15 protein-coding genes are annotated in these 11322 nt (G+C 42.2%); 4 read left to right on the top strand and 11 right to left on the bottom strand.

All coding sequences use genetic code 11. The features are described 5' to 3' along the window. Positions 1–3: 3 nt before the first annotated feature. Positions 4–1134: a conserved virulence factor C family protein gene (locus B0H94_RS03615; protein WP_106587881.1), complete on the bottom strand. Its 1131-nt coding sequence runs from the start codon at positions 1132–1134 to the stop codon at positions 4–6. A 283-nt stretch (positions 1135–1417) separates the two neighbouring features. On the opposite strand from B0H94_RS03615, the gene B0H94_RS03610 reads away from it, so the two are divergent. After that, positions 1418–2140: a metallophosphoesterase family protein gene (locus tag B0H94_RS03610; RefSeq protein WP_106587880.1), complete on the top strand. Its 723-nt coding sequence runs from the start codon at positions 1418–1420 to the stop codon at positions 2138–2140. 29 nt (positions 2141–2169) lie between these two features. Here the strand turns inward: B0H94_RS03610 and B0H94_RS03605 are convergent, their stop codons facing one another. The 7 genes from B0H94_RS03605 to ilvA all read right to left on the bottom strand — a co-directional run bounded on the left by B0H94_RS03605 (position 2170) and on the right by ilvA (position 6286). After that, positions 2170–2595, bottom strand: coding sequence for a TlpA family protein disulfide reductase (locus B0H94_RS03605; protein WP_181315239.1), 426 nt, complete (start codon positions 2593–2595; stop codon positions 2170–2172). Between the two features lie 63 nt (positions 2596–2658). Further along, the gene (locus B0H94_RS03600; RefSeq protein WP_106587878.1) at positions 2659–2961 is read right to left on the bottom strand and encodes a hypothetical protein; all 303 of its coding nucleotides are present in this window, start codon (positions 2959–2961) and stop codon (positions 2659–2661) included. Positions 2962–2995: 34 nt separating this feature from the next. Next, positions 2996–3319 (bottom strand): thioredoxin family protein, encoded by a 324-nt coding sequence (locus B0H94_RS03595; protein ID WP_106587877.1) that lies wholly within the window; start codon positions 3317–3319, stop codon positions 2996–2998. Positions 3320–3404: 85 nt separating this feature from the next. Further along, on the bottom strand, positions 3405–3581 hold the full coding sequence (locus tag B0H94_RS15090; protein WP_181315238.1) for a hypothetical protein: 177 nt from the start codon (positions 3579–3581) through the stop codon (positions 3405–3407). Between the two features lie 58 nt (positions 3582–3639). Continuing rightward, positions 3640–4173 carry a type 1 glutamine amidotransferase domain-containing protein gene (locus tag B0H94_RS03590; RefSeq protein WP_106587876.1) on the bottom strand — a complete coding sequence of 178 codons (534 nt, stop codon included), beginning with the start codon at positions 4171–4173 and terminating at the stop codon, positions 3640–3642. Positions 4174–4224: 51 nt separating this feature from the next. Then, positions 4225–4974, bottom strand: a complete 750-nt coding sequence (locus B0H94_RS03585) for a DUF3891 family protein (protein WP_181315237.1) — start codon at positions 4972–4974, stop codon at positions 4225–4227. Between the two features lie 64 nt (positions 4975–5038). Further along, entirely contained in the window at positions 5039–6286 is a 1248-nt protein-coding gene (gene ilvA, locus B0H94_RS03580) for a threonine ammonia-lyase IlvA (protein WP_106587874.1), read from the bottom strand. Between the two features lie 274 nt (positions 6287–6560). Here ilvA and B0H94_RS03575 point away from each other — a divergent pair, with 274 nt between their 5' ends. From B0H94_RS03575 to B0H94_RS03565, 3 genes are all read left to right on the top strand, one after another. Further along, positions 6561–6740, top strand: coding sequence for a hypothetical protein (locus B0H94_RS03575; protein ID WP_106587873.1), 180 nt, complete (start codon positions 6561–6563; stop codon positions 6738–6740). A gap of 126 nt (positions 6741–6866) precedes the next feature. Beyond that, the gene (locus B0H94_RS03570; protein WP_106587872.1) at positions 6867–7190 is read left to right on the top strand and encodes a phasin family protein; all 324 of its coding nucleotides are present in this window, start codon (positions 6867–6869) and stop codon (positions 7188–7190) included. 19 nt (positions 7191–7209) lie between these two features. Next, the gene (locus tag B0H94_RS03565) at positions 7210–8886 is read left to right on the top strand and encodes an ABC1 kinase family protein (RefSeq protein ID WP_106587871.1); all 1677 of its coding nucleotides are present in this window, start codon (positions 7210–7212) and stop codon (positions 8884–8886) included. A 662-nt stretch (positions 8887–9548) separates the two neighbouring features. Here B0H94_RS03565 and B0H94_RS03560 read toward each other — a convergent pair. From B0H94_RS03560 to B0H94_RS03550, 3 genes are read right to left on the bottom strand one after another with little or no spacing between them, the layout of a single operon-like run. Further along, entirely contained in the window at positions 9549–10373 is an 825-nt protein-coding gene (locus B0H94_RS03560; RefSeq protein WP_106587870.1) for a sulfurtransferase, read from the bottom strand. After that, on the bottom strand, positions 10370–10756 hold the full coding sequence (locus B0H94_RS03555; protein ID WP_106587869.1) for a YppE family protein: 387 nt from the start codon (positions 10754–10756) through the stop codon (positions 10370–10372). The genes B0H94_RS03560 and B0H94_RS03555 overlap by 4 nt, the downstream gene beginning before the upstream one ends. A gap of 20 nt (positions 10757–10776) precedes the next feature. Next, the gene (locus B0H94_RS03550; RefSeq protein ID WP_106587868.1) at positions 10777–11208 is read right to left on the bottom strand and encodes a MerR family transcriptional regulator; all 432 of its coding nucleotides are present in this window, start codon (positions 11206–11208) and stop codon (positions 10777–10779) included. Positions 11209–11322: the final 114 nt, after the last annotated feature.

Raw genomic sequence — 11322 nt, 5'->3', positions numbered from 1 at the left:
AGATTATTCACGATTTTGTACAGCTTCTGTCATCTGTTTCCAAATCGACCCTTTAGCTTCTTCTCCGCGCTCAATACGTTCTTTAGCGATCTTTGCCTGCATCGCTACTTCAAATGCACTATCTTCTTCAGCTTTCTCAAGTGCCAGTACAGCACGTTCATCTCCAGCTTCATATAAAAACATCGCCGCGCGCCAGCGTACAAGTTTATTTTTATCTTCAAGCGCATGAATCATTTCATCCATTGCTGAAGGATCACCAATATCTGAAACACAGTCACCAGCTGTGCGACGTACGGTAACTGAACTGTCCTTCAAAGCTTTGTACAAATAAGGAAGTACAACTGGCTTTTCGATCATGCCTAAATATGCCACAGCTAAACGACGGACCGCTGGCTTTTCATCTTGCAGAGCTTTCTCAAGCACTGGCAAATCCTCTTCACCTGGGTCCATCCGATCAAGGGCTGCATAACGATTTTTCCAATCCGGGTCATCGAGCATCTCTTTTGTGACTTTCATGTAACGTTCTTGCTTTTGCACTGCTGCTTCTTTTTCAGTACGGCCAAGTTCAGCAAGCGTCTGCAGCCGCTCTTCACTGTAAGCAGCCGTTATTTCTTCATAAACTTCAGCAGCAATCTCTTCTAAATCACTGCCGTAACGAACGCCACGCTCTTCCCACTTTCGCTGCATGACGACATTATCCTCATCAGTTTGCGCCGCAAAAGCTGCATTAGAAAATCGCTCCGGCAAGCCGACACGCTTTTCTTCTTCACCGGAAGTAAGTTTAATCTGCATCGGGATACCTTTAAACACTTGCTGATGGACTTGGACTTCACCAAAATTGTCACCTGTTGCTGATGCATCATTCACCGTTTCTTCACCGCTGCCAAAGAGTGAGCGAACATTTTGTAAAACAACTTGCCAGTCAGCTTTGGGATGCCGTTCTAAGGCAATAAAATCAGCAACATGATAAACACCTTTAATGCCTTCAATGTCAAATAAGCGCTGAACCATCTCAGGCGCTTCATGTTTTGTTTCATGGGTATAATTATTTGCCTGTCCCGCCGGCAGTGCTGAATCCAAATTCAATTTCATTGTATTCGGGCTTGGGGTCGGCTCAATTGAAACGATATTCATGATTATCCCTCCAGTTTAATTTATCAAAAAACAACAATTCGAGCACATTTAAATTTTAACATACAAAAACGGACAAAAGCAGAGCTTCCTGCTTAGGGTTAGTGAACTCGGTGAAACTTTTAGCGAAAACTTGGATGTAAGCCTTCTCCTACGTTTATGAAGGTCTAAAACATTACGCTTGGTTTGAAAATTCGATGCATGGCGTAAAGGTTGTTTTTCGAGAATTTTCATTCTTTCGTGTATAATAGGCATAGAAGTTACATAAAAAGGGAGAGTGAAACATATGAAAATTGCATGGCTTTCTGATATTCACGGAAACGCTCGAGCTTTAAAAGCAGTACTTAACGACATTGAAAAGCAGCAAGTGAATGAAATAAATGTCCTTGGCGACCTTGTATTCCGTGGTCCTGAGCCGAAAAATGCTTTAGAAACAGTTCGTTCGCTCCCTGCCGGGGTTATTCAAGGCAATGCGGACTTATGGGTCGTGCGCGGTATTCAAAACGGTGAAGTTCCTGATAAAGCACGCCCTTTAATGCAGCAGGAAAATGAATGGACTGTGGAGCGCTTAACAGAAGACGACTTGAATTATTTAGAAAGACTACCGCATTCAATAACGAAAGATGTGCATCACTTAAAATTTCATGCTTTCCACGCAATTCCGGGAGATTTATTTCATCCGGTAAAACGTGAAGACTCAACAGATGAAAAGCGGAAGTTCATTCTTGAACAAGCTGACGCTGATGTCTACATTTACGGTCATGTTCATACACCTTACGTCGAAACCATTGATGATAAAACATTAATCAATACCGGAAGCGTAGGCTTGCCATTCGACGGGGATTCGCGTCCCTCTTACGTTATTACAGACTTAAGTGACGGGAAACTAACGACTGAAATCCGCCGGGTAGATTACGATTATAATAAAGTGCTGCTGCAGTATGATGCCAATGATTACCCAAATAGCGAACAAATGAAATCCATTATATCCACCGGACGAATCAATTAAAAGAACGGCAGGATTTTTCCTGCCGCTTTTTATGCTTCTTCAATCAGTTCATGAATCCCCTGTAATATATGATAAAACGAGCTTTTATCATGATAAGTGTTAAGGATTTCACCATTTCGCTTAATTAGAACCGTTGTCGGTACGCCCATTGCCCGGTACGCATCATACGTTTTTGTTCCTTCATCAAGAAGAACGGTAAACGGTATGCTTTCGTTTTCAGCATACCGTTTACCATCACCCTCTTCTCGTTCCCTTCCAGTGACGTTAATGGCAACAAATGTCAAATCAGAATGATTCATTTGTTCAAAAAGGGCTTTTTTCTTATTTAAATCAGCTTGAGCATCCGGACACCATGAAGCAAAAAATGTTAATACAACTGGAGATCCGGTAAAGTTAGAAAGTTTTTCCTCGGTCATAGTTTTAATATTGTAAAGTGAAAATTCTGGAGCCTGCATGAAACTCACCTCATCTAAGAAACTGTGCATACAGTATCTCAGATTGCTCTAGATCGTTGCAAATTAATCACCTTGTTCTTGGCAAGATTTGTTATAATACATCACCGCATACATTGCTCCTTCATCAAGCATACGGCTTTCTTCATGAACAACTGGATCGAGCACCCAGCTCATCACCATCGGACAAGCAAGTGGAAGTGGTGTTTTCGCACTTTCAGGCTCGGCCATGTAATATTGAATAGTATACAGTGCTCCTTCTTCGATCATCCGGCTATCTTCTTCCTGTTCCGGCCATAATGCACGAACTCGAGTCATTGAGGCATGCGTTTGTTGATTTTTTTCTAATTCTTTATGATTAAAACGCATGGGCACAACCTCCTTTATAAATGTTACTTTATCATTACCCGAAATCTGAATTTTCTAAACTTATGTAAGTGTTCCACACCCAGTTGATTACATCATTTACAGGAGACATTCTGTAGCGCGTATGTAAAACTTCACCTTCATTGATCACGAGAAGAGCCGGCACACTCTGCACCTGAATAAGGTCACTTACATAATTAATATCAACTGTATCAATTGTCATCTGATAATAAACTTCAATTCCTTGCAGCACTTTTGCAGCTGCTTGACACGTCCCGCAAAACGAACTTTGCACAAATAATAAAAATGCAGTTTCTTCCTCAAGTTTTGCGTTTAACGTTTCACGCTCTAAAACCTCCATAATAAGTGCACTCCTTCCTCAAAGAAAAACGGAAAGCAGCGATAATGAAATCAGCTTGCTTTCCGTAAATTTGAGCCTTGAGCAATCATTTTACAGCATCTCGCCATTTCATAATATCATCAACAACTTCTGTCAATTCTTTATCAAATGGAAACTGTCGTTTATAATTTTCTTTCTCAAGCTCGGTTAATCCAAGCCAAGCTTTCTTTAACTCTGCAGCTGCCTGTGTAAACTCATCGATTTCCCTATGAAGGTTTCCCATATGAATCCGCTCCTTTCTACACTCGAAACTTCCCCGAGTTTTAAAGAGCTAAACGTCATTACTTCTTCTTCTGCGCAGCAAAACCTTCAACAAGCGCCCGACCATAAGCCGGAATATCCGGTGGACGACGACTGGAAATGATATGACCGTCGACAGTCACTTCTTCGTCATGCCAAACAGCACCAGCATTGATTAAATCATCTTTAATTCCAGGCGTGCTTGTTACATTAACTCCTTTTAAAATATCGGCAGAAGCAAGCACCCAGCCGGCATGACAAATTTGACCAATAACTTTTTTGTTCTCATCCATGTGCTTTACAGCATCGAGCACTTCCTGGAAACGTCGCAGTTTATCCGGTGCCCAGCCCCCCGGTACGAGAATGCCGTCATAGTCTTCTGGTTTCATCTCTGTAAATGAAATGTCACTTTCAACAGGTACACCATACTTCCCTATATACGTTTTACCTTTTTCCTGTCCGGCAACTTCAACAGTTGCTCCTGCTTCATGCAGCCGGTAAATCGGATACATTAACTCTAAATCTTCAAATTCGTGATCTGTTACTGTAAGTACCTTTAAACCTGTTAAATCCATGATAAGCCTCCTTTCACTTCGTTCATCCATCATAACATAAAAAAATTTATCCTACATTGAATGAGAACCACAAAACCTTAAACGACGTTGACCGGGTACGGCTTCTCGTAGCGCCTGCTCTTGCGAATAGCTCGCGATTTCACGATTCACATGCAGCACATCAATATGAGCATCAACCGGAGCGGAGAATGGAAACGGAGACAGCTGAATCGTCCAGCGATTACACCATTTCGCTTGAATAGTTTGATGTTGTAAAAACGAAAATACTTGTCTAAACCCATGCTTAAACCATGGCCACTCGCCTGCTTTATCTATACCTGGAATATTTAATAGCGCATACAAAGACAGATCATCACAAAACTGTAAAAGATCTAAATGAGCTTGTAACGAAGCATTTCCAGCAAGGCGGTACTGCCGCCTTTGTTCAACCGACTTAAACTGCGCCGCCGGAGAAGGTAGCTCCCCTTTTAAAAAAGACGTATAATGCAAGCTTACGAGCGCAGCACTGTATCCATTTTCTTCTTCAAGTGCTGTAACACCACGCTTATAAGCCTTAAGCTTCTCATCCAATGGATATTCGTAAAAAGATAGAAACGTCTGCTTTTCATCATCCCATCGCGGCTGTTGATCGAGCGGGAGCCAGCTTTTATCATGATCATATACGGCTTTGATGACTGCCTCCCGCTGTCTGTCCTGCAAAAAATCTTTGTCTCCCCAAGCTTGAGCCAGCTTACCGGCAAGACGCCCATGATCGTGTTGTGCAATCAATTCAAAAGTATTCAACCAGGAGTTCACAATCACTAGCAGCCCTCCCTCTCTTTAATAATAAAAGCTGCCCGAAATATTACGGACAGCTTTTGCAGATTTAAATCAAGAAATTGAACATGCTTTTATCTTTTGTGATTTCTTCGTAATGAAAACCTTTGTCTTTCATGTTTTGAATTAACTGTTGATACGACTCATTTGAGTGCGTTTCAATCCCTACAAGCGCTGGACCAACCGATTTGTTGTTTTTCTTATTGTATTCAAACCGGGTAATATCATCATCAAGCCCGAGAACTTCATCTAAAAATTCCCGTAAAGCACCAGCACGTTGCGGAAATGTAATAATAAAGTAATGCTGCAAGCCTTCGTAAATCATCGAACGCTCCCTCATTTCCTCCATGCGGCCGATATCGTTATTTCCACCGCTAATGACACATACCACAGTTTTTCCTTTAATTTCATCTTGGTAAAAATCAAGTGCAGAAATCGGCATAGCTCCTGCAGGTTCAGCAACGATCGCGTTTTGATTATAAAGTTCTAAAATGGTTGTACAAATTTTCCCTTCCGGTACCAGCACGATATCATCAAGCACGTTACGGCAGATATCATATGTAACGTCACCAACTTTTTTAACTGCAGCGCCATCAACAAATTTTTCGATTTCATCAAGCTCAACAACTTCTTGTTTTTCCAAAGATTCGCGCATTCCTGGTGCACCAAGGGGTTCAGTACCAATAATTTTTGTGGATGGGCTAATGGATTTAACATACGTACCAACACCGGAGACTAAACCTCCACCACCAATCGAAGAGAATAAATAATCAATTCGCTCTTCGATATCATTCATAATTTCCATACCTACGGTCCCTTGCCCAGCGATAATTTTTTCATGATTAAAAGGATGAATAAACGTACGCCCTTCTTCTTCACAACACTCCATCGCTTCATTGTAGGCATCATCGAACGTATCACCGGTAATGATAACTTCGATGTAGTCTTTACCGAACAACTTCACTTGATCCACTTTTTGCCGCGGCGTGGTTGTCGGCATAAAAATCTTGCCATGCACCTTTAGTTCCTGGCACGAATAAGCAACACCTTGAGCGTGGTTGCCCGCTGAAGCACAAACCACACCGTTTTCAAGTTTTTCTTTCGGAAGGCTGTGCATTAAATGAAACGCACCGCGAATTTTAAAGGAGCGTACAACCTGCAAGTCCTCACGTTTTAAGTAAATGTTCGCTTCATACCGCTCAGATAGCACTTGGTTTCGCTGTAACGGCGTGTGATGAACTACATCTTTTAATGTTTGATTTGCAATAATAATATCTTCAATTTGAATACGACCCATCATACATAAGTCCTTTCGTCTCTCATTTCAAGCCTTTTTTATTATAACACGATTTTGACTGCGTGAAAGCCGTTCAATTTGACTTATGATAAACAAGTATTTCGGTATTAATTTCAAAGTAAGCCAAAAAAACTTTGACAGCGGTGGATTCAATTGATTTTGAATTGAAAAAAGCGTTTGGAAACTCTATAATGATGAGTGACACATACATTGTTTGAACGGCTCATTCATATTTATCCGCCGTCCTACGTACCTATAGAGAGGAGGCAGTACAATGTTAACATCATTTCGCGCAGCAATTGCCGCATTTCTTCTGTTTGTTGTTCCGGCAGCAACTGCAGCAGCTGATAACGGAAACTCAGATCCGGACGCTTTATTGGTTTGGTCACTTGGTGCTCTTTCGTTTCTCACCCTCGCCTTTTTAACTTACGCAATGTTTAAAGACAATGGTTAATGTAGCTAAAACACGGTTCCTGTGCAGGTGCCGTGTTTTTTGTCACTGCAGGACACGTTTAAGTCTCCGTGAATTAGGGAAAATATTGTAGCGTGAAATGAAAGTATTTAAGGAGGGGCTGTAATAATGAATGATGTATTAAAAAAAGGTTTTTTTCTTGGCATTGGTGCTGCCGCAGCCGGGCGTGAAAAAGTAGAACAATACGTAAATGACTTAGTTTACAAAGGCCGTTTAACCCCGAAAGAAGCCGAAGAATGGGTCGAAATGATGGTTGCAAAAGGGGAAGAAACTGAGCAGGAATGGACAGAAGCGAACCGCGAACGCCTCCAGGAGATGCTTAAGGATGCTGGTTTTGCTACTCAAAAAGAAGTAAGCCAGCTTGAAACAAGGATTGCTGAACTCGAAGCTAAACTTAATGAAAACAGCTCTTCCGAAAAAACGGATTCATAATTAAAGGTAGCTGTTTAAAATGAAAATTACAAAAGGTTTCCGCCATGCGAATCACTACCGAAAAATTGCTACAGTCCTTGCACGCCATGGATTTGGTTATATTTTAAAAGAGGTCGGACTTTTTCATGTTCTTTCCTTACCTAAACGCATTGCTACAGATCCGACAGAGTTTGATAATCGCTCAGTCGGGACACGTATACGCAATGCAATGGAAGAGCTAGGTCCGACCTTTATTAAACTCGGACAGATGATCAGCACACGTAAAGATGTGTTTCCACCATCCATCGTTCGTGAAATTGAAAAATTACAGGATGACGTTGCTCCCTTTTCATTTGAAAAGGCTAAGGCAATGATCGAAGAAGACTTAGAATCACCGCTTGAGAAGCTTTTTTCTCGCTTTGACGAAGAGCCACTCGCTGCAGCGTCAATCGGCCAAGTGCATTACGCAGAACTCCATGATGGCACAAAAGCAGCAGTTAAAATTGCCCGTCCTAATATTAAAGAAATTATCGAAAAAGATATTGAAGTGCTCCGGGATCTTGCCCGGTTATTAACACAAAGATTCCACTGGGCCCAATATTACAAACTTGAAGGTATGGTTGAAGAGTTTGCTGAAGCAATCAGAGCCGAAGCAGACTACGATACTGAATGGCGCAATACCGATAAATTGCAAAAGAATATGGAGAAGTTTCGAAACATTCACGTCCCTGACGTTTATGAAACATACTCCAGCCGACGCATTTTAACGATGGAGATGGTCGAAGGTGAGAAATTTTCTTCGTTACATAAATTAGATTTCAACCTTAACCGTAAAAAGCTTGCCCGCTCTTTAGCTGATGCTTTTTTACACCAAGTTTTAATCGATGGCTTTTTCCACAGTGATCCCCATCCAGGCAATATTTTCATTACCGGACCTGAAGAAGCTGCCTTTATAGATTGCGGGCAGATCGGCCGGTTAAATCAAGAAATGCAGCGGCAATTTGTCGACTACGTGATCGCTTTGACACGTAGAGATCCAGAAGCAATTGCAAAAGCGATTTACAATATGGCCGAGATCCCAAAAGATATGGATGAGGATAGATTTGCTGACGATGTAGAACATTTATTGTTTAAGTATTACAACCGCCCATTTAAAGAAATTCGTCTCGGTGAAGCGATCAATGATATTTTTTCCACGGCACACCGTTACCAAATCTTTATATACAAAGAGTATACCCTGCTTGCAAAGGCGATTATTACGATGGAAAGTGTCTGCGCTCAGCTTGATCCGGAGCTTAGCATTGTTGAAGTTGCTGAGCCGTATGGTAAAGAACTTGCTAAACAACGATTGAAACCGCAATTTTGGATGTCAGAGATTCAAGAGGAACTTAAAGCCCAGCAGCAAGTCATGCGTGATATTCCAACTGAGTTTCGTGACGCTTTAAAACGGTTGAATGAATCTCATGTTGGCGTGGAAATGAAAATTCCGAAAATCGATATCTTCTTAAACAAGTTAGACCGCATTTCTAATCGAATTTCATTCAGTATCACATTGCTTGCTTTCAGTATTATTATGGTCGGCTTAATCATTGGCTCTTCCTTTGGTGCGCCTTCTTCATTTCTTGTGAACCTGCCTGTCATTGAAATCAGCTTTGTTGTGGCGTTTTTTATGTTCCTATGGTTGTTTTTTGCAATCTTCAAATCAGGCAGATTTTAAAAAATGTTGTTTTTAAAAAAGCCAGCTTCTCGTTTAAGAAGCTGGCTTTAGCGTGTAGACAAACTTTTTAGATAAGCGTGGACTGACGCCGCTTTTCGACGGACGCTTGCACCCGGAGGGCACAAGTGCGACATCGGTTTGATCTACGCTTACGCTTGATCTCACCGTGTCTTCCCACCCCCGTGACGGCCTCAACTTCGGCAGAAAGTCACTGCCTGCGGGATTTTTGGCTCGCGCTTTTCCTGGTGGCGTCGCCGCCGATGCTTGTCAGCCTTGTGTCATTTGATGGTCATGAATTGTAGAGATCTTTTCGATCAAGCAATAGCTACATGAATAAGTTTCATCATGATGCTTCATGAACGATCAAGCGAACCATTCACAGAAGACAAATGTAAAAGTGACCGAAACGAAAGACGGCGACTCTCAAAGGATTAAGCGCAGGCTGAAGATTCACTTGTTCGAATGGCAATCAAATCGAACAAGTTAGCTGAAGCCAATCCCTCGGGAAAGCGTCCATCTGTCGTGAAGGTTACGTTCATGATTCGGTTTTTATCCTCTTCATGCGGCAGCCCGCGGATCGGAGCAATAAGCTGTCCATGAATGTTTGGTTTTGTACTTTGTCGAAAGTCTGAAGCCAGCTTCTCGTTTAAGAAGCTGGCTTTTTATTTAGAACCTTGATGTTTTTGTAAAGCGATCCATTCACTCCAGCTGCCTGGATACAGGTATACATCCTCTAATCCTGCTTCTCTTTGTGCAAGTACATTTACACAGGCAGTAACCCCGGAGCCACAATAGTTCATGAGTTTCTGGTCTTGCCGGTGCTGTAATTGTTTTTTCAAGCTGGCAGCATCAAGGAGACGTCCACGATCAGTTAACATCTGTAAGAACGGCTCGTTTACTGCGCCGGGAATATGCCCGGCCACTTGATCAATAGGCTCATCTTCCCCTTGATAGCGTTCCGGTGTACGAGCATCGATGAGCACCACTTCCTGATCCTCATGCTCACGTTCAATATCATCTGCAGACACAGGTTGCTCAAGTGGCTCCCTTAATTCGTAATTTACAGGAGCATCCTTGCGAGCTTCACGCTCAACTGGTAAACCTGCAGCTACCCAATCTGAAAATGAAGCATTCATAACATAAACATGGCGGTGACCGAGATAACGCAGCACCCACCATGCTCGAGCAGCCATCGCTAAATTTTGATCATCATAGACGACCACTGCTTCATCGCTACTTATGCCGTATTTACCGAGCTTCTCAGCCGTTTTTGCACGATTTGGCTGCGGGTGACGTCCACTTTCGATTGTTACCGGAGCAGACAAGTCTTTTTCTAAATCCAAATGCACAGCTCCAGGTAAGTGGGCTTGCTCAAAAGCGGCAAGCCCTGCCTCTGGTTGACCAAGTACAAACCGGCAGTCAAGAGGTTTCAGTTCACCGTCATTGATGCGTGCTTTTGTTTCCTGCATGCTCAACAAAAAGCTCATGTGCCATTTTCCTCCTCAACTTCTTCGACAGCTTGAAGGAGGCTGTTTAACACATACTCCACCGATTGCACCATCTCTTTAAAGCGGCGCTCTTTCGTGTCGTGCTGAAAAGCTTTAACAGCAAGAATTGTTATATTTTCATGGGTATCATTAAGTTGGGATGGATAAACCTCACGGGGCTGATGCGTCTTCACCCACTGCTCGGCTGATTCCAGCCACTGGTCAGCAGCTGCTTGGACACGATCAACAAAAGGCTTAACTTCTACAAAAAAATCAACTTCTCTTTCAGAATTTCGAATTTCATTAAACGCACTCGCCGCCTCTTCATTGTAAGCCTTCAACGTATTCGTTTGTTGCTTTAAATTCTCTGCCGGAGGTGACATGTTATTACCCTCCCTTTCTATTACCCTTTTAATTCGAGCGTCATTAATCCGTTATTTTCCGTTCGGCTTACCGTCATTTCAGATTCAAGCACTTGAACAGCCTTTTTTAAATCTTCAATGTCATGCCGGTGTTTAAGCAGCTGAAATGTTACAACCTCATCTGCTTTCGACTCAACTAAACGTTCTACATGAGCTAGGCGGATCAGAACGTATTCCAGTTTTTCTTCGAGCCGGTCTGTATGTTCTAAACCATGATCATTTCGTGCTGGTTTTTCTGTACGTAACGTCTTCTCATCATGTAATGCCGCTTCGATGCTTTGAATATCTTGATCACTGAACTGATAGTGACCAGAAGCATTGTGTTGAATATTTAAATTAAATCGTTTAATCCAACTTTGCACCGTCCGAGCGGAAACTGAGAAATGATCAGCCACTTCTTTTGTTTTGTACATACAGTACTCTCCCCTTTCAGTGATTCCTCACTATGCAAGATTAGGGAAGAAAAGGAAAACTCCTGCATGCCTGACAAAAGTCGTGTCTATCAGTGTAAGTTTTCACGCCCGGCA

The sequence above is a fragment of the Salsuginibacillus halophilus genome (assembly GCF_003014715.1).
Taxonomy (GTDB): domain Bacteria; phylum Bacillota; class Bacilli; order Bacillales; family Marinococcaceae; genus Salsuginibacillus; species Salsuginibacillus halophilus.
The sequence above is the reverse complement of the archived record's forward strand: the minus strand, read 5'-3'. Positions and strand labels throughout refer to the sequence as shown.

Bases quoted from the DNA above. Each gene is read 5' to 3' on its own strand.
- B0H94_RS03600 (WP_106587878.1), bottom strand. From the start codon at position 2,961: ATGCGTTTTAATCATAAAGAATTAGAAAAAAATCAACAAACGCATGCC.
- B0H94_RS03590 (WP_106587876.1), bottom strand. From the start codon at position 4,173: ATGGATTTAACAGGTTTAAAGGTACTTACAGTAACAGATCACGAATTT.
- B0H94_RS03560 (WP_106587870.1), bottom strand. From the start codon at position 10,373: ATGAGCTTTTTGTTGAGCATGCAGGAAACAAAAGCACGCATCAATGAC.
- ilvA (WP_106587874.1), bottom strand. From the start codon at position 6,286: ATGGGTCGTATTCAAATTGAAGATATTATTATTGCAAATCAAACATTA.
- B0H94_RS03550 (WP_106587868.1), bottom strand. From the start codon at position 11,208: ATGTACAAAACAAAAGAAGTGGCTGATCATTTCTCAGTTTCCGCTCGG.
- B0H94_RS03575 (WP_106587873.1), top strand. From the start codon at position 6,561: ATGTTAACATCATTTCGCGCAGCAATTGCCGCATTTCTTCTGTTTGTT.
- B0H94_RS03555 (WP_106587869.1), bottom strand. From the start codon at position 10,756: ATGTCACCTCCGGCAGAGAATTTAAAGCAACAAACGAATACGTTGAAG.
- B0H94_RS03610 (WP_106587880.1), top strand. From the start codon at position 1,418: ATGAAAATTGCATGGCTTTCTGATATTCACGGAAACGCTCGAGCTTTA.
- B0H94_RS03605 (WP_181315239.1), bottom strand. From the start codon at position 2,595: ATGCAGGCTCCAGAATTTTCACTTTACAATATTAAAACTATGACCGAG.
- B0H94_RS03565 (WP_106587871.1), top strand. From the start codon at position 7,210: ATGAAAATTACAAAAGGTTTCCGCCATGCGAATCACTACCGAAAAATT.
- B0H94_RS15090 (WP_181315238.1), bottom strand. From the start codon at position 3,581: ATGGGAAACCTTCATAGGGAAATCGATGAGTTTACACAGGCAGCTGCA.
- B0H94_RS03595 (WP_106587877.1), bottom strand. From the start codon at position 3,319: ATGGAGGTTTTAGAGCGTGAAACGTTAAACGCAAAACTTGAGGAAGAA.
- B0H94_RS03570 (WP_106587872.1), top strand. From the start codon at position 6,867: ATGAATGATGTATTAAAAAAAGGTTTTTTTCTTGGCATTGGTGCTGCC.
- B0H94_RS03615 (WP_106587881.1), bottom strand. From the start codon at position 1,134: ATGAATATCGTTTCAATTGAGCCGACCCCAAGCCCGAATACAATGAAA.